The organism is Gabonia massiliensis, from assembly GCF_001403595.1.
Lineage (GTDB): Bacteria > Bacteroidota > Bacteroidia > Bacteroidales > Coprobacteraceae > Coprobacter > Coprobacter secundus.
In genome coordinates this window covers 89,898-116,404 of record NZ_LN877937.1, presented here as the reverse complement: position 1 = coordinate 116,404, position 26,507 = coordinate 89,898, and the positions used below count along the sequence as shown (strand labels likewise).

At 46.9% G+C, this 26,507-nt stretch carries 24 protein-coding genes and 1 pseudogene; 13 read left to right on the top strand and 12 right to left on the bottom strand.

The window, feature by feature from the left end; all coding sequences use genetic code 11:
* The first annotated feature begins 4 nt into the window (after nucleotides 1-4).
* Nucleotides 5-736, top strand: coding sequence for a hypothetical protein (locus BN2628_RS01725; protein ID WP_055095762.1), 732 nt, complete (start codon nucleotides 5-7; stop codon nucleotides 734-736).
* Between the two features lie 182 nt (nucleotides 737-918).
* Here BN2628_RS01725 and BN2628_RS01720 read toward each other — a convergent pair whose 3' ends face one another.
* The 5 genes from BN2628_RS01720 to BN2628_RS01700 form a co-directional block, all read right to left on the bottom strand.
* On the bottom strand, nucleotides 919-1,998 hold the full coding sequence (locus BN2628_RS01720; RefSeq protein WP_257606343.1) for a porin: 1,080 nt from the start codon (nucleotides 1,996-1,998) through the stop codon (nucleotides 919-921).
* Nucleotides 1,995-2,171 carry a hypothetical protein gene (locus tag BN2628_RS17140; RefSeq protein WP_154668367.1) on the bottom strand — a complete coding sequence of 59 codons (177 nt, stop codon included), beginning with the start codon at nucleotides 2,169-2,171 and terminating at the stop codon, nucleotides 1,995-1,997. The genes BN2628_RS01720 and BN2628_RS17140 overlap by 4 nt, the downstream gene beginning before the upstream one ends.
* 205 nt (nucleotides 2,172-2,376) lie before the next feature.
* The gene (locus tag BN2628_RS01710; protein WP_055095758.1) at nucleotides 2,377-3,183 is read right to left on the bottom strand and encodes a helix-turn-helix domain-containing protein; all 807 of its coding nucleotides are present in this window, start codon (nucleotides 3,181-3,183) and stop codon (nucleotides 2,377-2,379) included.
* A gap of 272 nt (nucleotides 3,184-3,455) precedes the next feature.
* Nucleotides 3,456-4,457: an aldo/keto reductase gene (locus BN2628_RS01705; RefSeq protein WP_055095756.1), complete on the bottom strand. Its 1,002-nt coding sequence runs from the start codon at nucleotides 4,455-4,457 to the stop codon at nucleotides 3,456-3,458.
* 31 nt (nucleotides 4,458-4,488) lie between these two features.
* Complete coding sequence (locus BN2628_RS01700; RefSeq protein WP_257606342.1) at nucleotides 4,489-5,394, bottom strand: aldo/keto reductase; 906 nt, start codon at nucleotides 5,392-5,394, stop codon at nucleotides 4,489-4,491.
* A 302-nt stretch (nucleotides 5,395-5,696) separates the two neighbouring features.
* Between BN2628_RS01700 and BN2628_RS17135 the strand changes: the two genes are divergently transcribed.
* The 11 genes and pseudogenes from BN2628_RS17135 to BN2628_RS01655 all read left to right on the top strand — a co-directional run bounded on the left by BN2628_RS17135 (nucleotide 5,697) and on the right by BN2628_RS01655 (nucleotide 17,897).
* Nucleotides 5,697-5,849 (top strand): hypothetical protein, encoded by a 153-nt coding sequence (locus BN2628_RS17135; RefSeq protein ID WP_154668366.1) that lies wholly within the window; start codon nucleotides 5,697-5,699, stop codon nucleotides 5,847-5,849.
* Between the two features lie 17 nt (nucleotides 5,850-5,866).
* Complete coding sequence (locus tag BN2628_RS01695; RefSeq protein ID WP_055095755.1) at nucleotides 5,867-6,427, top strand: flavodoxin; 561 nt, start codon at nucleotides 5,867-5,869, stop codon at nucleotides 6,425-6,427.
* Nucleotides 6,424-7,263 (top strand): aldo/keto reductase, encoded by an 840-nt coding sequence (locus tag BN2628_RS01690; protein ID WP_055095901.1) that lies wholly within the window; start codon nucleotides 6,424-6,426, stop codon nucleotides 7,261-7,263. The genes BN2628_RS01695 and BN2628_RS01690 overlap by 4 nt, the downstream gene beginning before the upstream one ends.
* Before the next feature lie 461 nt (nucleotides 7,264-7,724).
* Nucleotides 7,725-7,989: pseudogene (locus BN2628_RS16630) on the top strand (recombinase); the annotation flags it as partial.
* A 128-nt stretch (nucleotides 7,990-8,117) separates the two neighbouring features.
* Nucleotides 8,118-8,327 (top strand): XRE family transcriptional regulator, encoded by a 210-nt coding sequence (locus tag BN2628_RS01685; protein WP_055095753.1) that lies wholly within the window; start codon nucleotides 8,118-8,120, stop codon nucleotides 8,325-8,327.
* 12 nt (nucleotides 8,328-8,339) lie between these two features.
* Nucleotides 8,340-9,455: a DNA (cytosine-5-)-methyltransferase gene (gene dcm, locus BN2628_RS01680; protein WP_055095751.1), complete on the top strand. Its 1,116-nt coding sequence runs from the start codon at nucleotides 8,340-8,342 to the stop codon at nucleotides 9,453-9,455.
* Between the two features lie 7 nt (nucleotides 9,456-9,462).
* Entirely contained in the window at nucleotides 9,463-11,274 is a 1,812-nt protein-coding gene (locus BN2628_RS01675; protein ID WP_055095749.1) for an McrB family protein, read from the top strand.
* 7 nt (nucleotides 11,275-11,281) lie between these two features.
* Nucleotides 11,282-13,525: an LlaJI family restriction endonuclease gene (locus tag BN2628_RS01670; protein ID WP_055095746.1), complete on the top strand. Its 2,244-nt coding sequence runs from the start codon at nucleotides 11,282-11,284 to the stop codon at nucleotides 13,523-13,525.
* Between the two features lie 27 nt (nucleotides 13,526-13,552).
* The gene (locus BN2628_RS01665) at nucleotides 13,553-16,846 is read left to right on the top strand and encodes a YobI family P-loop NTPase (RefSeq protein WP_055095744.1); all 3,294 of its coding nucleotides are present in this window, start codon (nucleotides 13,553-13,555) and stop codon (nucleotides 16,844-16,846) included.
* Between the two features lie 42 nt (nucleotides 16,847-16,888).
* Nucleotides 16,889-17,401: a very short patch repair endonuclease gene (locus BN2628_RS01660; RefSeq protein WP_055095742.1), complete on the top strand. Its 513-nt coding sequence runs from the start codon at nucleotides 16,889-16,891 to the stop codon at nucleotides 17,399-17,401.
* Between the two features lie 121 nt (nucleotides 17,402-17,522).
* Nucleotides 17,523-17,897: a hypothetical protein gene (locus tag BN2628_RS01655; RefSeq protein WP_055095740.1), complete on the top strand. Its 375-nt coding sequence runs from the start codon at nucleotides 17,523-17,525 to the stop codon at nucleotides 17,895-17,897.
* On the opposite strand, the gene BN2628_RS17390 is transcribed toward BN2628_RS01655, so the two are convergent.
* The 4 genes from BN2628_RS17390 to BN2628_RS01640 all read right to left on the bottom strand — a co-directional run bounded on the left by BN2628_RS17390 (nucleotide 17,887) and on the right by BN2628_RS01640 (nucleotide 22,701).
* Entirely contained in the window at nucleotides 17,887-18,015 is a 129-nt protein-coding gene (locus BN2628_RS17390; RefSeq protein ID WP_257606341.1) for a hypothetical protein, read from the bottom strand. The genes BN2628_RS01655 and BN2628_RS17390 overlap by 11 nt on opposite strands.
* Before the next feature lie 51 nt (nucleotides 18,016-18,066).
* Complete coding sequence (locus tag BN2628_RS01650) at nucleotides 18,067-20,586, bottom strand: DUF4906 domain-containing protein (protein WP_154668365.1); 2,520 nt, start codon at nucleotides 20,584-20,586, stop codon at nucleotides 18,067-18,069.
* A complete protein-coding gene (locus tag BN2628_RS01645) occupies nucleotides 20,579-21,586 on the bottom strand; it encodes a fimbrillin family protein (protein ID WP_257606340.1) in 1,008 nt (335 codons plus the stop codon). Before BN2628_RS01645 ends, BN2628_RS01650 begins: the two co-directional genes overlap by 8 nt.
* Before the next feature lie 230 nt (nucleotides 21,587-21,816).
* Nucleotides 21,817-22,701 carry a fimbrillin family protein gene (locus BN2628_RS01640; RefSeq protein ID WP_257606364.1) on the bottom strand — a complete coding sequence of 295 codons (885 nt, stop codon included), beginning with the start codon at nucleotides 22,699-22,701 and terminating at the stop codon, nucleotides 21,817-21,819.
* On the opposite strand from BN2628_RS01640, the gene BN2628_RS17385 reads away from it, so the two are divergent.
* Nucleotides 22,592-22,951, top strand: coding sequence for a hypothetical protein (locus BN2628_RS17385; RefSeq protein ID WP_257606366.1), 360 nt, complete (start codon nucleotides 22,592-22,594; stop codon nucleotides 22,949-22,951). The genes BN2628_RS01640 and BN2628_RS17385 overlap by 110 nt on opposite strands.
* A gap of 56 nt (nucleotides 22,952-23,007) precedes the next feature.
* Here BN2628_RS17385 and BN2628_RS01635 read toward each other — a convergent pair whose 3' ends face one another.
* The 3 genes from BN2628_RS01635 to BN2628_RS01625 form a co-directional block, all read right to left on the bottom strand.
* A complete protein-coding gene (locus tag BN2628_RS01635) occupies nucleotides 23,008-23,973 on the bottom strand; it encodes a fimbrillin family protein (RefSeq protein ID WP_055095731.1) in 966 nt (321 codons plus the stop codon).
* Between the two features lie 73 nt (nucleotides 23,974-24,046).
* Nucleotides 24,047-25,066 carry a DUF5119 domain-containing protein gene (locus BN2628_RS01630; RefSeq protein WP_044231117.1) on the bottom strand — a complete coding sequence of 340 codons (1,020 nt, stop codon included), beginning with the start codon at nucleotides 25,064-25,066 and terminating at the stop codon, nucleotides 24,047-24,049.
* Nucleotides 25,063-26,199, bottom strand: coding sequence for a DUF3575 domain-containing protein (locus BN2628_RS01625; RefSeq protein WP_055095729.1), 1,137 nt, complete (start codon nucleotides 26,197-26,199; stop codon nucleotides 25,063-25,065). The genes BN2628_RS01630 and BN2628_RS01625 overlap by 4 nt, the downstream gene beginning before the upstream one ends.
* Nucleotides 26,200-26,507: the final 308 nt, after the last annotated feature.

Below are 26,507 nucleotides of genomic sequence, written 5' to 3'. Positions count from 1 at the left end.
CCAAATGAGAGAAGCCTCAATATTCGTATCCAACCGCAAGCAGTCCATTACAGCCAACAGGATAAAAAACATACTATGGTACATCGGAGAATGCTATATACTACTCCGTAACGACAAAGCAAAATACTCCAAAACATACGTAAAAGAACACACGGCAATACACTTCGAAGACTTCCTGCGCTTCAGACTGGTCGAAGACTACCTGGCCAAAAACAAAAACCTCCTGAAAGCCAGGACATCCGACCTCGACGAAATCAGTTTTACCTCAGAAACACAAAAAGAATACATAGACCAGACCGATTACAAACAAAAAACCGACAAAATCGACATATTTATCAATAAATTAGGACTGGCACAAACCTGGGGAGAAAACGAAGACAAAATATATTTCGCCATAGAATGCAAAAGAATCAGTAACCTATCAGACACCAGCCGCTACATCGGAGACCTGCTCAAATTCACAAACAGAAGCTACATCGAGATAAGGCTGCCCTTCGAAGGACAGCTGGGATTCATAGAGTCCCATTCCCTGTCCGACCGGCAAATAGTCGAAGAGATAAACGCCAAACTCCGGCATGCAAGCCACATTACGACAGAACGGCCATTACGGCCATGCCCCATCCATCCGGACATCCCGGGTACCTACAAATCCATACACCGACGGAACACAAACATAAAAGAAACATTTTCCATATACCATATCTTCCTGGACTACTCCGATATAGTAACCAGCTGAAACACCGGAAAACAGTTAGATGAAATTCCCCACACCCAAATGATTCCCCCCCCTCATAAATATTCCGAAAATGTTCATTGGGCCGTTCAGAAGATATACTGCATACGTGCCTGTACCAAAAAGAAATCCTCCTGATAAAAGCTGTTGCAATGCCTCCCCACCCATACNAAAAAAAAACCCTCCTAAAAAAAGCTGTTGCAATGCCCCCCCCCCCATACATAACCGCCATTAACCTTCACTCCGAAATATTCGTTAAGATAAAAGTTTATACCCAAAGACAAGTCCTTTTCCTCTCCACCCCGGATTTGCGCCTTGCCGTCATTCAAATCGGTATAGTTGAAGCGAGCCACCAATTCTATCGCTTGCGAAGATACAGGACGCCCCGGAATACCGTACACGGAATCATAACCGAACCCGCGTCCCTTGACAAGAAACCCTCCCTGTATATATCCGCCATGCGGACAGAAAGCATGTTTTCCCCCGGTACGGCCGAACCTGTCAAAATAATACTCGGCCTGCAGCATGAAGCGCGGAGCAGTGAGCAACGCCTCCATCACACCCTTCACTTCCGAGCCCTTGTCAGATATTCCAGCCCCAAGCAACGGAGCAGGAAACATGGACGTAATCCCCACACACCCTATTTCTCCCGTCGGGGCTTCCGGAGCATTTACCTCCTGGGTACGGAAAGAGAAAGCCCCTCCGAAATGCAACAGCCGATGGTCACTGCCCTGTTTTCTCCATACGGCACGGCTGGTAGAAACAAAAGCGTTTCTTTGCCCGTCACCTATCTCATTAAGGTCGTTGTGGGTGTATATACCGGTTCCCAAGTACCAGCGGGCATTGTAAAAATGATAAGTTACCCCCAATTTACGGCCATCAGTAAAAGCCAGAACAGAAGCGGAGGACTGATGGAAACGGAGGTTAGCCGTACTGATCAGCATGTCCATAGAAAAAGGCTCATAACTGTTTCCGAACGACAACATACCATTCTTGAAGCGGTAGCCCAGCACCAAGTCTTTGAAGGCCAACTTTCCGTCTCCTATTCCCACGTCGGCCTTTATCTCGAACCTTCCGTAAGTTGCCTTGAACCCCGCACGAAAGTCTTCTATCCGATAATACCCTTGCGCCTTTTCTTTCCCATATCCGGAAACAGTCGCATCAAGCAGTGCCCTCGAACGGAATTTTACCTGCAACGGTCCATTCGCCCGGACAACCGGCCAGCCCATAAAAAAGACCGCTATAAGCATCAGTACCCTTTTCATGCCTTGACGGTATTAACAAGAACAGGAAGGAGACCTTCTGCAGAAGCTACCCATCCATAGTCGGCCACAGGCTTGACCCTCGTGATTGCCGATATCCTTCCTGCCCGCCCACGGGCAAGCAAATCCATTACATAGCTGCTCCACCATTTCATATCTGTTTCTTTTTTAATCATTCACCTAAAGTTTTTGTAAAGGCAAGCGCAGAAAGCCGCCATTGCCCGTTTTCCATGACATATACACCGGAAACTCCACTTACAATAAATACGGCACCCCGGTATAGCCCAAACCAATTTCCCCCTTGCCGTTTGTCCTCGACAACGATACTACGGCAAAGATAGCGGTGATGCGAAANCACAACCTCACTCTCAAAGGGAATGGCTACTCCCTGTAATCCGACGGCCTCACACCCAAATTCTGCTGCACATAACGGCTGAAATAAGCCGGTGACGAGAAACCGAACATATCGGAAATCTGGACGAAAGTCAACGACTTGTTGCGCAACTGGCGTGAGATGTCGAGTATCGTATAACGGTTGATCCAGTAGTTGGCGGCATATCCGCTGACCTTTTTCGACACCTCCGACAGATATTTCGACGTGACGCACAAGCAATCGGCATAATAAGTCACCTCCCGATGCTCGCGGTATGTACCCTCCTCCAGCATTTTCAGGAAACGGTTCATGATAGAAGCGTTCTGCGTCGAAATATCACTATCCCCATAAATGCGGGCGTGGAAGTCGAAGAAGTCGAGAATCGCCGCCTGCATGGTGTTGATAAGCGTTTCCCGGTAAAAGCGGTGCCCCGTGTCCCGGATACGCTGCTCCAGCAGGTCGAAATCGCGGCGGCAGACAATCTGCTGCTCCGGTGTAAGGTGCATGACCGGATTGAGGAAAAGGGCCAACGACCCCTTCATCCCATAATTGCTCTGTGGCGTACACAAGTCTATAAAACCGGGAGTAGCATAGATTATCCTGCACCGGAAATCCTCCGACGGCTGTACCCTGTCTATCAGCTTCCGTTTGCGGATAATGGACAAATCCCCCGCGTGCAACTCGAAATCCCGTTCATTGAAACGGTAACGGCACGTCCCTCCCAGACAAAGCAAGTGCGCCAGATACTCCTTATCGATATCTGTCTTTATCACACCGAGGGCATCGGCAACGATTATATTTTCCCGCTCTTCCATGCTTCTTGTCCAATGATTTGCAAAATTAGCGATAAATATCCGACAATATCCCAATTTCACACTTTTTGTGGCAAAGCTTTATGGCCCACCCTTTTTATCAAAGGTTCCCGCCGACCTCCCCGCCAGTTTGTCCAATGCCCTATTCAGACAGTTCCGCCACAGCGAACGCGTCGTTCTCTTACATCGTCTCCTGTGCGTTTAAAATACCGCATGCAGCCATCGCTGCACACGGCACAACAACCTTTTATCTTTTCCTATATATTATACAAATGTCACCTCTTTATCGATGAGCCGCCGAACACCTCACTCATCGGTATGCTCTCGAGAGCCGTGTCTATCGCCTTTACCTCCCCATCGGTCAAGTGAATATCCGCTGCACCGATATTCTCCTTCAACCGGAACAAGCGGCGAGTGCCGGGTATAGGAACGATGGGCGGACGCTTGTTCATCATCCACGCCAACGAAATTTGCGACGCGGTAGCGCGGTGTTCCTCAGCCAGCCTTTCGAGCAAAGAGAACAGCGCCCGGTTCTTCCCGAAACTCTCCGGACGGTATTGCGGCATCGAGGCGCGGTAGTCGGTCACAGGGTCAAAAGCCATGCCGGCCGTGTAGCGGTTGGTCAACAGGCCGTTGGCAAGCGGTGAATGCGCCACGAAGCCTATGCCGAGCTCCTCGCACACGGGCAGTAACGCCTCGTGCCAGCGCGCCATCATCGAAAACCGGTTCTGTATCGCCGCCACAGGGCAAACGCGATGGGCACGGCGCAGATATTCCTCCGTTGCCTCCGAGATGCCCCAGTGCAGGATTTTACCCTCGCGGATAAGCCCTGCCATCACCTCCGCCACCTCCTCCGGTGCGACCTTCGGGTCGATGCGGTGCTGGTAGTAGAGGTCGATGCGGTCGGTACGCAGCCGCCGGAGCGACTCCTCCACCGAGTGACGGATAGTTGCCGGACGTGCATCGGGGACAAGCGCGTGCAGTCCCGCTTCATCGGGCTTATCGAATGTCAGTCCGAATTTCGTAGCGATAACAATGCGGTTGCGGTAAGGGCGCAACGCCTCACCTAACAACTCTTCATTGTGGTGCGGACGGTCGGGTGTGCCATATACCTCGGCAGTATCGAAAAAGGTGTAGCCCATCTCCACCGCATCGGCAAGGAGTTCCGCCATCTCCCGTTTGTCGGCTGGCGCACCGTAGGCATGGCTCATGCCCATGCAGCCAAGTCCCACGGCAGAAACGCGCAATCCGCTCAATCCCAATATCCTATATTCCATTACATCTACAATTTACAGTTCATAAAACCCGTCAATCCGGCAACTGCATCTTCAGATACACTTCCTCCTTTTCGCCAAGAGGCATGTTGAAAAAACGCTTCTCCTTGTTGAGCGAACGCATCTGCCCCATCTCCGCGTCACTCAATTTGAAATCGAAAATTCCGATATTCTCCTCGATATAAGCAGGATTCGTAGCACCCGGAATGACCGAAAAGCCCTCCTGTATATGCCAGCGCAAGATAATCTGCGCCGCACTCTTACCATGAGCCCCGGCTATTTCAAGAATAGTCGGATCCCTCAGCAAAGCCCCGTCCGACATCGCGCCACCCAGAGGAAACCAGCATTCGACCAAAATACCATACGGTTTCACTTTTTCCCTCATTTCCAGCCGTTGCGCATAAGGATGACACTCTATCTGGAGCACCGCGGGCCTTATACGGGCACTATCCATAATAGTACGGAACACCTCGTCGCTTGCATCGAAATTGCTGATTCCGAGAGCACGCACCTTACCAGCTTTTACAGCCCTCTCCATATCCCTCCACGCACCTACGAAATCACCGACAGGCTGATGCACATACAGCAAGTCTATATAATCGAGCTGTAAGCGGGACAACATTCTGTCTATAGCCTCCAGCGTCTTGCCCTCACCGTATTCGGTAGGCCAAAGCTTGCTCGTAATCCATATCTCCTCACGAGGCACACCACACTCCTTGACAGCCTCCCCGACACCACGCTCGTTCATATAAGCATGAGCCGTATCAATATGCCGGTACCCGTTCTTAAACGCCACGAGACAAGCCTGTTTGCAATCCTCCACAGATGCCATGAAAGTGCCCAGCCCGAAGCGCGGCATAAAGACTCCATTATTCAATTGTACCATAGGTACATTGGCCACAGTTACACAAGTATCTTGCCCGAAAAACGGGGTGTCCACAAAAAAGAACAACCCCAAAAACAACACGATAATTTTCCTTTTCATACTTCCTAAAAGATTCATTTGTTCCTTGACATTGCAAAATTAGAAGGAACTTTTCTGCAAGGCTTTACAAGAAATTCGGTTCAAACTACACTTATTCCGGTTTTTCATTTTTCAACACCCAATACCCCGACCCCCTGATGGCATTTTCCGGAAAAATGGTAATTCGACCCGTAATTTTTATCCCCTCATTATCATTGAGAACCTATAACTTTGCACTCATATCGAAACCGAACAATAAATAATTCAAAGATGTTAATATGAAAAAATATTTGATTTATCCGATGATGGCTGCGGTATCGTGGAACTTCCCCCCCGACACCCGTCACCTGACGGGCGAAAGATTGACAAGCGGGCACATCAACGAACAGAACACCCCATCATGGCTTAAAAAGATGAGAGTAATTAAATAATATATAATCTAACAGTTATGCACATACTTAAATACATCACCGCAATAGCTGCAACCATAACCATGTCATGCAGCAGTACCGTACAAGCCCAAACAAAAACGGACAATAACATAAAATCGGTAATCGTATATTTCACACATTCCGGCAACACCGAACTTGCAGCCAAACAAGTTGCAGAAGCGACAGGAGCGAGAATGATAAGGCTTCTGCCCGAACAACCCTATTCATCGGAAGACGTCAATTGGACAAACAAGCAGTCCCGTTGCACACAAGAACACCTCAACCGGTCACTTCGACCGGCCATTAAGCCCATTGACATCGACTTTGCAAAGATAGATACCCTGTTTGTCGGTTTCCCCATTTGGTGGCACGAAGAGCCGGCAGTAATCCGCACTTTCCTCGACAAGTACGGTGAGCAACTGAAAGACAAGGTGATATTTCCTTTCTGTACCTCTTACGAAAGCCCGATGTCAGAAGCCGATGCCACGCTAAAGAAAGGCTACCCCTCCCTCAAAATCAAAAAAGGGCTTCGCCTGCCCGCTAAATCAGAAGAAATCAAAAAATGGATATCGAAATGAATACAGTAACATTGAACAACGGCGTCGAAATGCCCCAGACGGGCTACGGCGTCTATCAAGTATCGCCCGCCGAATGCGAGCGTTGTGTAAGCGATGCCCTCAGTGTAGGCTATCGCATGATCGACACGGCACAAGCATACCACAACGAAGAAGGAGTAGGAAATGCCGTCCGCAAGAGCGGCATCAGCCGCCAAGAGATTTTTCTCGTATCGAAAGTCTGGATTTCCAACTACGGCTACGAAAAAGCCAAAGCCTCCATCGACGAGAGCCTGCGCAAGTTGCAGACCCACTATATCGACCTGATGCTGCTACACCAGCCCTTCTGCGACCGATACGGAGCATACCGGGCTTTGGAAGAAGCATACAAGGAAGGCAAGCTACGCGCCATCGGCGTGAGCAACTTCTATCCCGACCACTTCATCGACATCGCCAGCAATATGGAAATCGTCCCGGCAGTCAATCAAGTAGAAACACACGTCTTCGACCAGCAAACCGAGCCGCAGAAAATCATGGAAGAGTTCGGCACACGCATCATGTCGTGGGGCCCCCTCGCCGAAGGCCGCAACAACCTCTTTACCAATCCGATACTGGCCGAAATCGGTCACAAATACGACAAGAGCGTAGCACAAGTAGCTTTGCGTTGGTTGATTCAGCGCGGAGTGATTATCATTCCCAAATCGACACACATCGAACGGATGCAGCAGAACATCGACATATTCGACTTCACGCTCTCAGACGAGGATATGGCGGCCATCGCTACACTCGACACCGGCAAAAGCCTTTTCTTCGACCACCACGATGCCGAAACGACACGTATGTTCATGGGATGGAGGTAAGCGATAAAGAAGTATTTAGAAAACACACCCGCAGTCGCTCCCCTGCCCGTACAGATTGTAGCAACTTACGACAACGCTGGCCGTCCCAACGCCATGAACGTGGCATGGGGCGGCCAGCGCGGCTATCATCTCGTAGCACTGAACCTCTCGCTGGCCCACAAAACCACCGAAAACCCTGAAACAAGCCAAAGCCTTCACATTGAGCAAATCGAAAAAGCCGGTGCAACACAATCCTGTATTGCAGCCACTTACTGATGAGCCGGATCTATCATCGGTAAGGTAATCCGAAGCCCTGCTTCGGAAGTTTTCAGGAAAATCCATAACACAACAAAGACCTTTTGCCTGACAGCTACAAAGTCCCGTCGGTATTCGGCAAAATCCGGTTAGGAGTAAGCAAGCCCAAACATCAATCATTTATCAAAAGATCACCCTAAATATGAATATAGATATAAAAACAGGCTATGCATAATCAAAGCGACAAAATCATTCGGCACGGCAGAGGCAAACGAAAACGAACGACTAACCGCTTTGGGGTGGAAACCGATCAAGCCAGACAACAAGATTCAGCCGAACCGTTGCACGAAATATGTCTTCAGCGGCAACCATGACCGGACATTCGAAATAGCTTTCGGAGACCAGACCGTCAATTTGGAGAGAGATACTGGCAACAGCCATCTGCATTGTTGCGAGGAAATCGAATATCAGGCAAAGGATATTTGCGATTGGGATGGTGAACAGACAGAACCGGAAGAAAAGTTATAGAAGAAAACAGACTGTACGATTATATAATCCTGTTTGCTTGACTCTTTCTACATTTATGTGTAAATTTGCACATAAGTGTAGAAAGATTATCAATGGAAAAGAAAGAGTATGAAAACCGTATTCTGGTTATCTTGACTGACAAGATGATTACAAATACCTACCTGACAGAGCAGCTTGGTATATCAAAAACAGCGGTAAGCCGGCGGTGTGCCAGCACCACTCATCCGAGTGCCCCGCAATCAACAGAGATTTCACAAGTGCCGCAGTGTGACCCGAAGGATTTATATGAAACAGTAGAGTAAGCTGAAAAGGAAATGACGAAAAAGAAATATACGTTTATAGACTTGTTTGCAGGCATTGGTGGTTTTCATACGGCAATGCATTATGTTGGAGGCAAATGTGTTTTTGCGAGCGAATGGGATAAGAATGCTCGTTTATCATATGAAGCCAACTATAAGGATATTGAACCTAAACTTTTTAAAAAAGATAAAGACGGAAAGTACCTATATTTTAATGAAGATATTAATGATGCTATCCCGAGTAAGATTCCTGATTTTGATGTTTGTTGTGGCGGATTCCCTTGCCAACCCTTTTCTATCGCAGGTCTGAAAAGAGGATTTGAAGATACGAGGGGAACTTTGTTTTTTAGTATAGCCAACATTATAAAAGAAAAAATCAATGCTGGCTGCCCTCCTAAAGTATTGTTTTTGGAAAATGTTCGTGGATTGAAGACTCATGATAAAGGAAATACTCTTAAAGTGATATTAGCCACACTTGAAGAATTAGGATATGGCTATTCTTTTGATGTACTTAATGCAAAGTATTTTGGAGTACCTCAAAATAGAGAACGTTTATTCATTATAGCATGGTATAAGAAACTGGTAGATGTCAATGAATTCAAATTCCCATATGGAATAGCTGAAGACGGTTCTACTATATATGAGAAGGAAAAGTTGAAAGAAGGAACACTTTCAACCAAAGTGTCAGACATTTTCGAGCCAGAGGAGACCATGGATTCTCAATATACTATCAGTGACAAGATGTGGGAAGGACATCGAAAACGTAAAGAACGAAACAAGCAAAATGGGAAGGGATTTGGATATTCATTATTCAATGGCGATAGCACATATACAAGCACCATTTCAGCAAGATATTGGAAAGATGGAAGTGAAATACTTATCGATCAATCCGAAAAAGGACTTAATCCTCGTGTGTTAACTCCTGTGGAAGCCGGACGATTGCAAGGATATCGTATTATTGGTAATGGATGGGAGAAGCCTGAGTGTGCAAATAGCCCCAATTACAATGATTCCAATATCGAATTTAAAATTGTAGTATCACGCAAAGAAGCTTACCGCCAATTTGGAAATAGTGTCGCTATTCCCGTTATTAGAAGATTGGCCGAAGAAATAGTTAAACAATTGATGTAATAGGATTATGAAAGATTTATTCTCATTTTTAAATGAAGCATCCAATAACAGTGACTTTAAAGCTGCACTGAGTGATAGAGGAGGTTTTATTACGTTTAGCAACTCTGGCAGACGTGGCGGTATCAAATTTTTTCAAATAGGATTAGATAATTTTCTCCAAACCTTAAAAGATATATTAGTTCATCTTGAAGTTTTTAAAAACTTAACCGAATATGAGGAAACTCCATGGAGAAATAATGGTTCTAAATATTTCACGGATCCTGTATCAAACGCCAACTCTACAGTACAGACAAAACCCCTATTCTCAACATTAAGTAAAGTTATAATGTGGGCAAATCAGCCTAAGCTGGATGATGTAGATTCTGATGCGAAAATTTGTCTTGATAAAGAAGCTATAGAAACGACAATAGCAAAGTTAGAAAAGGTCGCGGACAGCTTTAGACCAGTAATAAAAAGTCTTAGATTATCTGACAATAATAGTCGCCAGATAATCTATTACGGTGCTCCCGGAACTGGGAAATCGCACAGGATAAAAGAACAGTTAGAAGGTGTATCAAAGGAAAACATTTTCAGGACTACATTCCATCCGGACAGCGACTACTCCACCTTTGTGGGTGCATACAAGCCGACAAGAGGAAAGCGTCCGCTCTACGGGTTGAACGGAGGGCTTACAGTAAGACTAAATGACGGTGAAGATTTGAGTGAAGATACGATTACATATAAATTCGTACCCCAGGCTTTTCTAAACGCGTATATGCAGGCCTACGAAAGGCCGGATGATAATGTATATCTCATCATAGAAGAAATCAACAGGGGAAATTGTGCCCAAATTTTCGGAGACCTATTCCAGCTGCTTGACCGGGACGAAAACGGAGTCTCCGAATATACCATCAAGGCTGATGCTGATTTAAGGGCGTTTCTGGAAGAAGAACTCGGTAAAGACAGCGATGGCATAAAGGACGGAGAACTTTGTCTGCCGTCAAACATGTATATCTACGCAACCATGAACACCTCCGACCAATCGCTGTTCCCTATTGACAGCGCATTCAAAAGACGTTGGGATTGGGAGTACGAACCTATTAAGTATAAAAACACAAGTTGGGTGATTGACATCCAAGGGAACAGATATTCATGGGTGTCTTTCCAAAAGGAAATAAACAAAAGGATTTTGGAGGCGACCAGTTCGGAAGACAAAATGCTTGGCGATTATTTCGTCAATCCAGGTGACGGAACAATCACTGAAAAGATGCTGTTGAACAAAATCCTCTTTTATCTGTGGAACGATGTCTGCAAGGATGAAGAGGGAGATATATTCAAAATCAGCGAAACCGAAGCCGTTTCTTTTTCCGAGTTGTATGGTAATGGAGGTGCGCAGAAGCTCATTGCCATGATGGAATATCTCGATGTTTCCAAATTCGAGAACAGTGAAGAAGATATTGATGATGACGATGACACCGAAATAGAAAATGGCGCCACGGGGAAAGATAGAACAAGGTATACAATAAATGGCGTTGGTAAATATGCAAAGAAAAATCTAGCGGCAGAACTGATCAAATTGTATATCGCACAAAATCCTGCTTTGTCCGCATCAAAAGTAGTTGAAAAATGGAAGTCTTTAGGAAAATTCGTTTCTCATTTTGTTGAGACTCAGGAAGAATATGATACTCGAACAGATAAGGAGCCAAGAGTCATAATTCTTCAATGCAATAATGAAAATATTTATGTTTCTACCAATGGATGGGGAGGACAAGGTATTATGGATAACTTGATAAAAGCAATTCCTGAGAGTTGGAATCTGAAAGTAGAAAAAATACAATAATCTATCTATGCTGCTATTTATAGAAGGATACCCATACATTCTGAATGATATTGTCAAAGATAATTTGACTGTCAGAGACGTGCTCAAGGATGTGGTGTCTGTACCCGTAAAGGAAGACAGATATGCATTCGAGTATGTCGGGTATTGCTATAGCAAGGCGGCAAAAGACGTCATTTTCTTCCTGCCAAAGGTTGTGCTGACCGGTGAGCAGAACGAGGCAAGCGGTGACGACACGATATTCGGCGCATCCCCACAGGAAATCATTGATTTTGAATCGGACAAAGTAAAGTCCAAGTTCACGGAAAAGGGCTGCAAAGAATACAAGGAGTTTCTTTCCACGCTTTCGATATGGATATACAGGACCATAAGCGTATATAAGCAGACCCATAACGACAATATACTCGAAAGCAAAGAATACCAGGCGGAAAGCAAGGGGCGAAAGCAGAAGCACAACACCTTGCTTGATGTGATCATAGCACTCAGGGATTTCAACAGGAGCAATCAGGACTACTTCACGTTCATTGCCAAGAACGTACATTCCGGACATAACAGAATCAACTGGAACAAAACCGTCACATCATCACAGGCATTCATCCAAAACGGGAGCCCTGTCTACGTTGAGCCTGTAAACAGGAAGAAGACGGTCAATTTCGATGAAGAACTGCTTGTCATCTATTTCTCGATATTGGATTATATACGCGAAACACACGGTTTCTCTTTCGAAATCAACGTCCATTACCATCTCATACCCCCCGATAAATTGAGGCAATCCTATATAAAGAAGAATATGGGATGCCGACGGCTGAAGCAGATAAAATACAAATATTTCTCGGACAAGGCTTTAAGGATATGGGACCTGTGCTATGCCTTCTTTGACAGGGAGTACAAGATTGCAATGAACAGACAGTCGGAAGACTTTTTGCTCGCCAAAGACTTCGAACATATTTTCGAAGTGATGATCGATACCCTTGTCGGTGGCAATGACAAGCGAGAATTGCCCAAGGAACTTACCGAGCAAAAGGACGGGAAACTTGTCGACCACATGTTTATCGGTCAAGGGCTTATCGAACAGTCCGATTTGACATCCGAACTCACCTATTACATCGGAGACAGCAAGTATTACAAGCGTTCCAAAAATGACAGGACACAGCTTGGGGACAAATCCATTTACAAGCAATACACATACGCCAGGAACGTCATCCAATGGAATATGAATCTGTTCCTGGACGGTGACGGAAATGGGGGGCAGCCGCAATTGAGGGATGCACTGACCGAAGGGTATAATCCCATACCCAACTTTTTCATAAGCGCAAGAATTCCGGACAGGCGGAATGGCAGTGCCAAATTCCTGTCTTTTGATGATAGGGAATTGAAAACGCAGGAAGGAGGCGTCCGGCTGAACCGTCAGTTCGAGAACCGCCTGTTCGACCGTGATACGCTCCTACTGTGCCATTATGATGTGAACTTCCTGTACATAGTATCGCTGTATGGCCGTGGCAACAAGAGCGCACAAACCGCGTGGAGAGAATATGTCCGCAAGGAATTCAGAAGCAAGATTCAGTACACCCTGAACCGGCTGTATACGTTCAGGACACTCCAGCCACGAGAAGGAATGGATTGCTACCAGTTTATCCAGGACAACTTCCGGAGTCTGAACGGGAAGCTGTATCGCCCGAAGACAAATAGCGGCTATCTGGTTCTTGCCTTGATGAAAGATGACGGGTCTGGCATATGGAAATCTCTGAATATCAAACCAGGAACAGTAGAAAGAGAAATTGCCCAAAATGAGGAATTGCTGGACACCCTGCAAACTCATTTTCATATCGGTAACCCGTTCGAGCTTGCCGCGGAGTTTCATGTCGAAAGCGTCGGCAATGCCGGCACACTCGACAAGCTGCCGAAACCGGAGATCAGGAATATACTGACAGGACTGGTAAGAACATCCGACAGCGATTTTGGCATCTTCTCTGACCATACATCAAGGTCATACACAATGGAAAGGATACCTACTTCCATCAACGTGACGGATATCGAGTTTTTCCTGCCGATGGTCGGTGGAAGCATTGACGGCTATTATAAAGTCGAGAAAGTTTATTTAGGTACAAAGGGCGGCAGACTGTGCCTGAAGCTCAACCTTTCAACCTACATTCCATTAGGAGAAACCAAGGTCCCGGTCTATCGTACAAAAATGCAGCCGGGAGAACTGGTATCATATGATTCGATGATGAAATTATACGGGCAACGGACATGAGTTCGTCCAGATCAAAACAAGGCAGATATGGCAATTGACACATTGCTTCCGAAGAGATTGGATAAATCAGGCGCTTCATACCAATCTGTAACAGAATTGGAAGAAGCCCTGTCTTTGGCTAAAAAAGAGAACATAAGGAACATAGCCCTTACCGGTCCCTTTGGCTCGGGCAAGAGTTCCGTACTCATTACTCTTATGGAAGACTTTGCCGAGAAGTATAAGTTCCTGCCTATATCCCTTGCCACATTGCAGGCGAATGAGGAGGACAACAAAACCATAAGGGCCGGTAATCAAGAAGAGGAACCGGATGAAGCAGTACCGGAAAAAGAGAGACGGACAGAAAACCTGAACCGCAAAATAGAATACAGCATCCTGCAACAACTCATATATAGAGAGAAAACGAGAACCGTTCCAAATTCACGCTTTAGAAGAATAGTACATTTGTCGAAACGGGAACTGTTTGGATATCCGTTCTGCTGTGTCCTCACGCTTTTGTGTTTCCTTGTCGTATTTGAACCTTCATTTGCAAGAGTAGACTCTCTATATGACTTCTTCAATTTCGGAAATAAGTGGAATACTTTTTTTGATTTTATCGCTTCCGGTTGGCTCTTGTCCGCCATGTTTTGGGTAACACGCTATGTCCTTAAATCATACAGCAATTCAAAACTGAACAAGCTAAACTTGAAAGACGGGGAGATAGAAATCGTAAAAGACAACTCTATTTTCAACAGGCATCTCGACGAGATCCTGTATTTCTTCCAGGTGACGGACTATGATGTCGTCCTCATAGAAGATTTGGACAGGTTCGGGACACCGAATATATTCTTGAAACTTCGTGAACTGAACCAGCTTATCAATGAATCCAAAATAGTCGGCAGACATATCACTTTTGTATATGCCATCAAGGATGATATTTTTAAAGATGAAGAAAGGACAAAGTTTTTTGACTTTATAACAACGGTAATACCTGTAATCAATCCATCCAACTCAAAGGACAAGCTCAAATCCGCACTTGAGAGAAAAGGATGCGGTAACGACGGCATCAGCGATGACGATTTGTCAGAAATGGCATTTTTCATTCAGGATATGCGCATTTTGACTAATATTGTAAACGAATACAAACAATATCGTGACAAACTGTGCAAAGCAAATGATTCCCGGCTTGACAAGACAAAATTGCTGGGAATGATAGTTTATAAGAACTATTATCCTCAGGATTTTACATCGTTGCACCGCAGAGAAGGCAAGGTTTACGAGTGTATCAACAGTAAGCCCACATTCATTTCTCTCGCTTCGAAAGCTATTGAAGAATCCGAAAACGCTCTGTCCAAAAAAGAACAGATCTTCAAACAGGATATGAATTTAAGCAAGACCGATTTGAGGAGGTTGTTTTTGTTTAAATTGCAGAATAAGCACGTGTCAAACCTAGCATCTATTTACATCGATAATAATTATTTTTCTCTTGACCAAATAGCAAATGATGAAGTTCTTTTTGATAAATTATTAAGTATAAACAAGATAACATATCGATATGGTGGAACGTCATTATCAAAGACTATTGATTGCAAACAAATTGACGAAGAAATCAATTATTCCGGACGGGTAGAACTGCTGGAAAAAGGTGCCGCTTACTTCAACAGCCAGCGTAAACAGATTAAAGAAAAGAGGATTAAAGTCAAATCCCTAAAATTGGCAACCTTGATTAAACAATATCAATTAGGAGAAACGGAAGTGTATAAGAATATAGGATTGACCCCTATGATGAATGTGTTTATACGTAGAGGCTATCTGGATGAAGATTACTATGATTACATATCATATTTCTATGAAGGAATGATTTCTTTGGCAGACAGGGAGCTTCTGTTGTCAATGAAAATAGAAGAATGTAAGCCTTACGAATATCATATAGACAAAATTGAGAATTTTGTCAAAGAACTGAAGGATTATATGTTCGAGAGCGATGCCATTCTCAATATAGACTTATTGGATTATCTTGCATCACACAAAGCCCACAGCGAAAAATTCGAGCATGTGATGATTCGTTTGGAACGAGAAAATGCTCCGCTTCAGTTCTTGTCTCAATATTACTATGAAGGCAAGCAACAGCGGAAGATTTTCGAATATTTCATTGAACATGCAAATTCATGGGAAAATATAGCAAACTGGAATAATCCGTCTGAAAAAGACAGTCTCATAGAAGCCTATCTGAAGTTCTGTCCCAAATTGGGACAGACACAACGAAAATGGCTTAATGACAATTATAAGTTCCTGGCCGTACATTGTGACGGTATCACTTTGGACAGGTCGCTAATATTGGCAAAGACAAGCCGGTTTGCAAGTTTATGCAACGGCTCCGATGATTTGCTTGATTGCGTCATCGAAAACGATTGTTACGAGATCAATCTTGAGAATATGCTTCTTATTACGAGGCACCTTCATACGGACGATAAGGCGTTGTCTGCCGAGAATCTGAACTATACCCGAATAAAGGCGACGAATAACGAATCGTTTGTCAGCTATGTGGAAAGAAACATCTTTGCGGCAATCCAATGTTTTAAGGATGAAAATCAGGATGAAAGTTCCGAAGCTCTTATGTTCTTGTTGACAAACAAATATATTGATTCTGATGCGAAGGTCAAATATTTGACAGGTCAGCATAATCATATAGGTAGTTTTTCCGGAATAGAAAATACAGAAATGTATGATATAGCTGTCAAGTCTCGAATATTGTCGCCGACATGGGAAAATGTGTCATTCTATTATGAATATAAAAAAGGAATGAGTGACGAGCTGACGGTGTTTATAAATTATTATGCGACAGAGTTGTCTGGCGAAGCATGTCCGGAAACTTTAAGCAATAAAGAGGAATTATATGTATCATTATTCGGCAGCGAAATATTGGAGATAGATAATTATAGAAAGTTATTAAGGTCTTTCACTAATGATTTTCCTGATATCGACAAATTGAAGAATATAGGACAAGCGAGATTGATGGTCCTTGCCGAAAATGGACGGATTTCATGCAACGCAGATGCATTTGCGTCACTTCTTGTCAATATCTCTAAAAATGAATCCTTGAAGTTGGAATTGGTCGTACACGTGATTGCAGCCGGGCTCAATAACCATAGTACTATAGCACAATTAATTACTTCTATTGGAAGTGATTACGCTGAAGTTTGCGATCAGGATAAGAGAGCTAAATTATCAGACAACACCTTGAATAGGCAATTATTGGAGGCATTAAAAAAAGTTGGATTTATCTCATCTTATAAAATCAATAAAGATAAATTGCAAGTACATCATAAAACAAAAAATAATTGAAAGGTTATAATAAAAGGACAGTATATGTAGTTCTATATTGATATGGACAAGCTAAGCAAAGAACAGAGACACCGTTGCATGTCAGCGATAAAAGGAAAGGATACAAAGCCCGAATTGCTGGTTCGGAAGTTCTTGTTCAGCCGTGGATTCAGGTACAGGCTGAATCATCCGCGGCTTCCGGGACATCCTGACCTCGTATTGCGCAAATACAGGACGGTCATCTTTGTGAACGGATGCTTTTGGCACGGACACCAAGGATGCAAATATTACGTTTTTCCCAAGACCAATGTCGAGTTTTGGCAGAACAAGATTGAGCGGAACAGAAATCGGGATGTAGAAGAACAGCGTAAACTGGCTTCTATGGGCTGGCATTGCATTACCGTTTGGGAATGTCAGCTGAAACCGAAAGTCCGCCGGCAGACTTTGGAATCGTTGGTATATACACTTTACCATATTTTTCTTGAAGACAGAAGGATAAAACCTTATGAACCCATTGAAGAAGATCCGTCAATCGCGGCAGAACCGGAAGCTGATTACCATAAACATCAAAAATAACAGATAACATTTGTGCAAGAACAATGTGAAATCCGGCAAATTTGGATTATGGAGACAAAATCCATACATATCAAAAACGCTAGAGAATTAGAGGATAATAGAATATGATGATTTTAACATTTTGAATAAACGCTCTGTTGTATCTGAAGCCATTAAGTACATAAAAACCATCTATCCTAAGGACAGAAATGCAATGTTGTTGTTAAAGGCTACTCGCCTTATAACACTTCATTATAGAAAAAAAGATGAATTGGAAGACAGAATAGAGTATGCTAAATACATGTTACAAGAAAATGTTTGCCGAGAGTTGTTCAAGACTCTTCGTAACACTTGGAAAAATATAGTTCCTCATAGAGAATACGATAAACTCTGTTCAAAGATAGGTGATGCACAACATATTTCAAACGGAGAGCGTGATATTATAGTATTTATTGCGAATTTGCATAAAGCCAAATGGAAGATGAAATACTCCCGCACCCTCCCCCTCATCCGGTGAAAGTCACGAGAGCACACACAAGGCCGCCGTGCACATCCAGACACTTATCTATATTAGCATGGATACAATCGACACCCACATTGATTTGCCCCGCATATCTATCAAGGTCCTGCGCCATCCCTTACCCGTTTTTAGGACAAAAAAGAGCATTCTTTCCCGCCCGGCAGCATCAGTCCACCCTATCCAAGTCCACCCGGAATGCCCGGATGCGCAACGACTCCGTACGCAGTGCATACCCGCCCCGGCCCAGCTCATAAGCATAAGTATCTTCACCCCTTCCGTCACCGCCTCCACTATTCACATAATTACCATCAGGCAACACCATCGTAGCACGGGCACGCACACGACTCTGTCCGCTCGACCCGTTCTCCCGCTCCCCGGCAGAAGCGCTCCAATAATAGTCCGACTGGAACTCCCTGAAAGTCGTATAATACTGCGTCAAAGCATCCTCCATCTGGCGGATACCCGGCAAGAACCATTTACTTTCATTGCTAAGTTCTTCATAAAAAGTTCCCCGAAGTATTTTATTATGTCTAACATACGATGCAGTAACTATCCCGTCACTATTTCGTTTGTTCCTGTTATGACAATACTGAAATGCTGATAAAGGTTTATCATTTAAGGTCATAACTTCCTGATTTGCCCTGAAAATAATAAAAGCAGTATAAGGCCATCCATCATTAAAAACCTGCCCCGGTTCCTCATACGGTATTTGATCCCAAACCCAAATATCACTCCACTTTTCATATAACGGTTCGATTTCCTGATTATCCAGCCCCGAATTTTTCTCCGCCCAAGGCAATCCCGTATAAATCTGCTCGGTAGCATACTCATCCAGCGGGTCATAATGGTCCAGATACTCCTCATACTGCTCCATATATATCGTTCCCCCGTCACGCATCACCACCGGCAACAAATGCGTCTGGCCTATCTCGACCGTGCGGCGTTTCACCTCCCTGCCGTTCTCCTTGTATATCAACGTCACCACCGCACTGCGGTCTCGCAGCTCAAGATTCTCGTCGATATAGAAATAGACCCGGTCCCGGCTGTCCCCTACGGTAACCTTCGTGCCATTGGCAAGAGCACCCCCTGCCTTCAGCAATCCCAAAGTAAAGAATGCACGCTTCCCGTTCCCCGCAGTCCACGGAGTACCCGTCGCCAGATGAGTACCGCTTCCCCCCGAAGTATAAGCCGTAAAACCCGAGTGCGTTACCGTACCGTTCGCCATATCCTCCGCAGCAATCCTCTCCATCCGTATCCACTCCGGTACCGACACAGCCGTCTCCGTACCCTCCGGCACCTCGCCCAGTATCACCTCGATGGTCGGATGCTTCGTAACCTTGTCGGCAAACATATACACATCCATAGGCGTCACGCAGAAATGAGCATCGTGGTTGCGCTCACGCAACATGGCGATATAAAACTCATTATCATCCTCCGACACGTTCACACGGGCATCGAGAGTATACTCCCCCGTCTCTATATTCTGGGAAGTCAATCCCTTAATCGTAATATCATTCTTATACTGGTGGTTACGTTTCACCTGAAAATTATCCGTATGATTCGCCCCCAGGTACAAAGTATACCTCACCTCATAAGTAGCCCCGTTATAAGTCGTATAGAAACCATGCAACTCCACGGCAGCAGCATTCCCGTTGGCAAGATAAGGCTTGTAACGCTGCTTCTGGTAATCCTTGATGCTGTCAGGATACAACCCGCCCCGCTCACCCGCCAGAGACGGATTGGCCCACTGCTCACCCTCGTCCACCTTCCATTCCGCATTCTGCACATTCTCATACATGTAGAAAGTAAAAGCAATCTGCCCGTTCTTGTTGAAGATAGTACGCTGCAAAGGAGTAGTGACATCCTTCGTCCACCCCTCCTCCCAGCCGGCACCCGTCTCGGCATTCACCTCGGGAGCCGTAAAAGGAACCCGCACCGGCATATTCTTTGCCGTCCACTCCACAAGTGTCAGAGAAGGCAGATTGCCATCCTGCACATCACTCGCAAGCTCTATATTCATGTCGATACGCGACATCAAAGCCTTCAATTCTATACGGCGCTCCCCCTCTACAGTCTCCTCCGGCTTGGTCAGGTCTATCACCTTGCTCCCCACCATAGGCATACCCTCCGAAGGCAAGCCCAGAGAGACATTCTCGGGCATATAGACAAGACCTTTCAGGTCCGACAAGTTACCGATACCGTCGGGACGCCCGTCATTGTCCTCATCAGGGCCGAAGACCGAGGCATCCACATTCGCCACGGCATAAACGGTCGCGCTTTTCGCAAGCCCCTCATCCGCAAACAAAGTATTATCTATCTTGAGCAGAGTCTCCCCCCTTCCGGGAGCATAATACCCGCCCTCCCGCGCAGCATCCGGATACCCCGTAAGATACCCCCCCTTCAAGTACTCGCCGTCAGAGCCGAAAAAGAAAATATAAAGCTGGTCGATTCTCTTCTCATTCTCATCCTTTATGTCACTCGACCGCGTAGTCACCTTCAACTCATCCATCGGGTCGCCGGTGAAACTCAGAGACACCCCGCCGCCCGTCGCAGATACCGTATCTCGCAACAATTCATCCTCCTGGCAGGCACAGAGCCCCGCAAGTAGCGCCACTGCCGCACTCAAAACTCGAAATAACCTTGAACGCATCACCATTTCGTAACCAGTATAAATTAACCTATTCAAATATCACATCATCATTCGTCTCATCTTCATCGTCCGCCTCGCCGTCCTCCCACTGTTCCTGATTGTCAACCACAAACTGCAAGACGAAAGTATCACCCACAAAATTGAGCTGGGCAGTATACTTGATACCCGGTTGAGGCGTAAACGTACCCGGACGCGCCGTCTCGAAAACATTCGGCACACCGTTGAACACATACTCTATCCTCACCTTCACATTCTCCCCGAAGCTCGTACCCGTCCCCGATATCAGCATCACATGCTCTCCCCCTATCGGGCTCGGAGACGAAGTCACCGTCTCGCCGAGAGACGCATCAGGAGCCGGAAGCATCAAGCTACCCCCCGAGGCATCACCGTCAAACAACGTATACGTTCCCGTATAGCGGTCGCCCGGAAACGAAAAAGACGAGACATCCCCCGTAAGGTCTATCCTTACCTTCTTGTAAAATGACCCGCTCAGCGTAACCGATTTCACCTCCAGGTCATACCCGCTGAAATTATTGACCTCGAACCCGAGGCCCGTCAGTACATGGCTGAAATTGAAACGCAAGTTACCATCCGACTTACGGCTGTTATAAAGCACCGCAAGCATCGCATCAGGAGTAGCCCTATGGTCAAGAGGAGCCGCCACATCCGTCCCCGTCTGCGGCATGGTAAACGTCAGCACAGGAGCCCCCGCCGTCTGCCCCGTTTCCGGCTTATCTACGGTAAAAGCCCCCGAATACGGATAATAAGCGACAAAAGAGTACCGGTAATCATCCGTCCCCGTAACACCGGCATTCGCTGCATTATCAGTATCATAACCATCCCGGTACCAATACTTCGGGTCATTGCCCGTACCCCCGTTCCGGTCATACGTGCACCCGCCGGTACCCACGACCACCCGTTGCTTATAAAACACGTCCGGCGGGCACAAAGCCCTCTTCAGAGCCCACAAACTCGCTCCCGCATTATAATTGGGAGTCTGCGTACCCACCGTATAAGGCACACAATACCCCAGCACGCCGAATTCGTCACCCGGCACCAGAGCATCCTTCAACGTGCTGCGCGTAACCGTCTCCACCATAAGAGCCGGAGTGTCGAATACAATACGGTCGCACTCCTCCCGCATAAGCTCCCCCGCGCTGTCCTTCTCACAAGCCGCACATACCACCGCAAGCACAGCCGTTCCGAACACATATTTTAGTCCCATCATATCGAGCTATTCCTCCTTTCCTTCTCAACCACACCCCGTCAATCCACAATGATAATCCCCCCGACGGCCTCAGTCCAGGCATTCACCGTCGGTGTATCGAACAGAATACGGTCATTATCCGAGATAGTAAACGTATAGCGGTAATGCTTGCCCGCCTCCCACACGGCAAGAGGCAACGAAGCCAGATATACCTCACTGCGCCTCACATCACGACCCGCCTCATCACTCGAATAAGTCACCTCCAAGCAATACTCCCGGTCGATATTCTGCGGGAAGAGCAGCACATCGACGGTAGAGACTCCATCCGTTGTCACCTCCTGAACCTTGTCGTAAGAAGCAAACGGATGTTCCGAAGTCGTCCGCAGACTCCCATCCGGGAAAGACCATCCCGCAAGAATCTCCGCATTATCCATCACGTCGGTAACCTTGGCCGAAAAATTACCCGACTTATACATCCCATAAAGCCTGATAGAATGGATACGGGGTACAAATCCCTCAAGACCCTCCGTCGCGACACTTCGTTTGCCCACAAACTCCACGCGAGCCAACAAATGCTTAAAACCCAACGGCACTATCTCCGGAGTATCCCCCGACATATCCCGGGCCGAAGCCGCCATCAGGTCATACCCGACAGTCGCATCAAAACCCTCGAGCGAAAGCGTACCATCGGCTTCATAACCGGCCGATACAACAGCCCCGTCGCTTGTAAGCTCTCCCGACGTAGGATACAAAGCATAAAACGAATACGTCCGGCCCGCCTTCCAGTAGCGCGTCCCCTCATAACCCCACGTCGAGCCATCCGGCGTCGACACCGTGGCAGCCCGGAACACTTCGCTATCCGCATCCGCAGGCACATACCAGCCCCACACCGAAAAAGCGCTCCCGGCAGTAAAATCATTCACCACCCCGGCAGCACGCGTCATCCCGGGAGTCCCGAAACCGATGCGAGCATCCCCGGTCACATCTCCGTTTATAATATCCACCGATGTCTCCGTACAAGCCGGCAGCCATAACACAATCACCGCCAGCCGGCAAAACCGGATAAACTTTACCTTCCCTCCGACCATTTTCATAACCTGCATACATTTTAGTGGAGGCACACACGTACCTCGTGCAAACCAACCTGTTCAATTCTCAAAATGTGGCTATAAGGGGACATTCAACCCCCTATAACCTGTATAAAATCCGGTATCGCTTCCGCCCGTATACCCAAGCGAAATACACCTTAATTAGTTCTGCTCCGTCACGTCCACATCAGTACCCGGCAGTATATTGTTCCAGTCATCCACTTTCGGAGCATCGAACTCGATGATATCCATATCCGTAGCATTGATAGTAGCAATATAGTTGTAGCGGTTGCCCACTTTCCATTTCGCGTTATCTGCCGGGATAGTAGCCGTGAAAGTCTTGTTGATAGCACTCTCGCCCTCAGGAGTAATCGTAGCCTCTATCGTCACGGTAAACCCACCGGAAACATCTTGAGGAAGCACCGTAAACTCAGCCTCTGCCGGAGTCTCGGTAGTTGCATTCAAGTCCGCTGCGCTCAACGAAGCATATGTCTGCCCGCTTTGGGCCAGCTCCCAGCTCGTGGCAGCCGTCGAGTACGTCAAGTCACCGTTATTCTGTATTTTGTTAGCCTCCACTGTCAAGCTTTTAATCACCAGCTCCTTGTCATTTCCCAGACCACTCTTTACCGTAAACTTCACCATCGACAAGACATGCTTGAAAGTAAACGCCACCGGAGTGTTCGCGTCAGCCAAAGTCTCGGTCGAGATAGAAGCCAGCAAGTCATCATCGCCACCGGCAGTATAAGAAGAAATCTTCAGCGTACCCACACCCTTGTCATAAGACACATTTTCGAGGCTTCCAGCACCCTTGGCAGTACCGCCGTTAGAATAAGCAGCAAACGAATAAGTAGCAGCATCATCCCATATTTTGATATTGTCATAAGCCCATAAGCCATTCTGGAGATACACATTCTCATTCGTCAGCAAAGCATCCTCATTTTTATAAGCATACACATAAAAGCTCTGGATATTGTCATTATCCACAACAGTCGCGCTCTTGGTAGGATTCCCCACAAACGCTTTGCTGAACTTGATAGCACTGCTCTCCGCAATATCCGTCACTTCACTCTGGCTACAACCCGTCAAAACAGCCGCAGCCACACCTAATACAAATAAACTTTTTTTCATTACATCTTAAATTTTAAGTTAAACATCGAATTTGTTATCTATATATATGTTATCATATCCATATCCATCACCCTCAACCAATCGGCACAGGAATATCCACATAATCGCCCCAGCCGTCCACATCCACATCGAAGCCGCCGCCGACACCGCCGCCTTCCTCATCCGAAATCTCAAGCCCCTTCACCACAATCACCCCGCCCCGGGGCTGGCCCTTGACCTGCCCCGTCACGTCAAACTCGAAAGTCTTGAACTTCCCGTTTCTCATCCGCACCTCCAGATTCAGCGAGTAGCGACGCTCATCCTCTCCCCCACGCACATAATGGTCGCCCGGATAATCAGGCACCCCGAACGACTGCACCTGCGCCTCGGCCCCGAAATCCTCCACCGTGCAGTCAAACATTACCGTAGCCGCATCAGGCCCCGTATGCCCGTCCTTCAGATACACCGATTCCGCCATGCCCGCCAGAGCCCCGCGCGCCAGAGCCACATACTTCACACCCTTTCTGAACTCATACCGTATCAAGTACGTATACGTCAACGGGCGCATCACCACAGGAAGCTCCACCGCCTCCAGCGTACGCTCGGCAAAATGCTCCTCCATATAACACCCGTAAAGCATGTCCGGAGGATTCACCGTGCGCTCGTCCCCGTGCAGTTCCTTGAATCCGCTCCTCGTCAGCGTCCGGGTCGTGGCAGTAGCCGTAGCCGAAGCCGACAATCCGCTGAACACGATATACTCCGTATCATTATTATAAAACAACAACGAGTGCACACCCTCGCTCATGGGAAGGCGTCCCCCCTCTGCCGGCAAATTATTCTCCACAAACCTCCCGTCAGGATTATAAACGACACCCCGTATACCCTCCGAAACCTCCGGACGGAGCTCATCATAACCACGCCTCCAAGCCGCATTCCACTCCTGCTCCCAGTCTACCGCGTAAGTGCGCTCCCACTCCTGTTCCCAAGACGCCGCCACATCAGTCTTCACCGAAAAGCTGTGCGACTCGTGGTCATAACACAAATCCTTGCGGCACCCGCATAACAACGGCAACACCACAGCAACATATACCATATGCGCAGAAAACCGTCTCATCTCCCGCCTCCTTTCATCCTCATCCAGTAACCGATATCCCACACAAAAGCCAACTTCAGCTTCAACGGGCCGAAGTAATTGGTACGGCTCGACAACCGGTACACATAATGCCCGTCAAGAGGCACATACTCCTCCAGGTCGGTATGCAAAAATCCCACACCGACACCCGCCTCCAGAGCAAAATACCTGCCCACCGGAAACATATAGCCATAACTCAACCCCGCATGCTCATCCTCACCCTTATAACCGCGGCCGCCGTTCTCCAGGTCATACCAGCCACCGCCCACAAACAACCCCACATAATGTCCCCTGCGGGCACCCTGCGGACTGAACCAATAACGGACCTCGGGACTAATCTGCGCCAACTGGTAATACCTGTGCTTGCTGTCCTTGTGCCACCAAGCCATAGTACCCTCCAGATTCACCGACCAACGCCTGTTGAACCGATACTCCAGCTCCAACGAAGGCATCAGCACGGCATCATACAAGAGATTGCTCTTTATCGACAGAGGAATCACCCTGCGGGCCCGACGCACCTGCCCACCGGCAACCGCCGCACCCGCACTCCATCCCATGCTGTCTATATCCGGCACAAGCACAAGAGGCTCCACCGGCAACGACACCCCCCTATGAGGTATCACCTCCGGCAAGCTCCTCACACACACCTCCGGCACACTGTCCGGCACAGGCACAAGAGCCGCATCCCGGTACTCTATACCCACCAGAGCCACGATATCGCCCATCCCCCGATAAGCCACAGCCTCGTTGGACGTACGATAATACGCCTCCCGCATCCCCATATGAGTGATAAAATAAGACTTCACCTGATTGCTCCGGTTCTTCGCCGCCGCCAGATTCTCCCTCAACGAAGGATAAGACCGGCAAAAACCCCGTATGCGGATCACCGCATCCCCCCGCACGATAGCCGCACGATGAGACTCTATCAGCGCCATAGCCTCACCGATAGCCACCTCATTGCCACGATAAGGAGAGTAAAACATCAGCCGTTGCGGAGCCAAACGAAACAAGATGGCCGTATCCGCATGTACCCGGACAGTATCCCCATTCACAGCCCCCCAGCTAACCTGCACGATAACGAAAATTAAGATAAAAATACTGACGCTTTTCCTCATACCTACTTTACTCCGGTCTGCCGCCACAAAATGGCCGATACATACAAACCAATTACCACTTGTATATTTCTAACTAAGAAATATACAAATACATGTAAAATATTGATATACAAAATAATATATCCTATATTATTTTGTATAAATTGATTCGATTGTCCGTATCACAAGCCGTGACAACCAATAACCGTAGAGCGATGCAATCAAACCATTGCCCCCATTTCCCTCAATATCTGAATGTAAGTCAGTACCCCTGGACAGGTCTGTACGCTCAATAGCACACAATATAAGGGGACTTTTGTCTATTTCTT

Excerpts from the sequence above, each read along its gene's own strand:
- BN2628_RS01725 (WP_055095762.1), top strand. The coding sequence starts at position 5 with ATGAGAGAAGCCTCAATATTCGTATCCAACCGCAAGCAGTCCATTACA.
- BN2628_RS01720 (WP_257606343.1), bottom strand. The coding sequence starts at position 1,998 with ATGAAAAGGGTACTGATGCTTATAGCGGTCTTTTTTATGGGCTGGCCG.
- BN2628_RS17140 (WP_154668367.1), bottom strand. The coding sequence starts at position 2,171 with ATGATTAAAAAAGAAACAGATATGAAATGGTGGAGCAGCTATGTAATG.
- BN2628_RS01710 (WP_055095758.1), bottom strand. The coding sequence starts at position 3,183 with ATGGAAGAGCGGGAAAATATAATCGTTGCCGATGCCCTCGGTGTGATA.
- BN2628_RS01705 (WP_055095756.1), bottom strand. The coding sequence starts at position 4,457 with ATGGAATATAGGATATTGGGATTGAGCGGATTGCGCGTTTCTGCCGTG.
- BN2628_RS17135 (WP_154668366.1), top strand. The coding sequence starts at position 5,697 with ATGAAAAAATATTTGATTTATCCGATGATGGCTGCGGTATCGTGGAAC.
- BN2628_RS01695 (WP_055095755.1), top strand. The coding sequence starts at position 5,867 with ATGCACATACTTAAATACATCACCGCAATAGCTGCAACCATAACCATG.
- BN2628_RS01690 (WP_055095901.1), top strand. The coding sequence starts at position 6,424 with ATGAATACAGTAACATTGAACAACGGCGTCGAAATGCCCCAGACGGGC.
- BN2628_RS01685 (WP_055095753.1), top strand. The coding sequence starts at position 8,118 with ATGGAAAAGAAAGAGTATGAAAACCGTATTCTGGTTATCTTGACTGAC.
- dcm (WP_055095751.1), top strand. The coding sequence starts at position 8,340 with ATGACGAAAAAGAAATATACGTTTATAGACTTGTTTGCAGGCATTGGT.
- BN2628_RS01675 (WP_055095749.1), top strand. The coding sequence starts at position 9,463 with ATGAAAGATTTATTCTCATTTTTAAATGAAGCATCCAATAACAGTGAC.
- BN2628_RS01670 (WP_055095746.1), top strand. The coding sequence starts at position 11,282 with ATGCTGCTATTTATAGAAGGATACCCATACATTCTGAATGATATTGTC.
- BN2628_RS01665 (WP_055095744.1), top strand. The coding sequence starts at position 13,553 with ATGGCAATTGACACATTGCTTCCGAAGAGATTGGATAAATCAGGCGCT.
- BN2628_RS01660 (WP_055095742.1), top strand. The coding sequence starts at position 16,889 with ATGGACAAGCTAAGCAAAGAACAGAGACACCGTTGCATGTCAGCGATA.
- BN2628_RS17390 (WP_257606341.1), bottom strand. The coding sequence starts at position 18,015 with ATGGCGCAGGACCTTGATAGATATGCGGGGCAAATCAATGTGGGTGTC.
- BN2628_RS01640 (WP_257606364.1), bottom strand. The coding sequence starts at position 22,701 with ATGACGCGTGCTGCCGGGGTGGTGAATGATTTTACTGCCGGGAGCGCT.
- BN2628_RS01635 (WP_055095731.1), bottom strand. The coding sequence starts at position 23,973 with ATGAAAAAAAGTTTATTTGTATTAGGTGTGGCTGCGGCTGTTTTGACG.
- BN2628_RS01630 (WP_044231117.1), bottom strand. The coding sequence starts at position 25,066 with ATGAGACGGTTTTCTGCGCATATGGTATATGTTGCTGTGGTGTTGCCG.
- BN2628_RS01625 (WP_055095729.1), bottom strand. The coding sequence starts at position 26,199 with ATGAGGAAAAGCGTCAGTATTTTTATCTTAATTTTCGTTATCGTGCAG.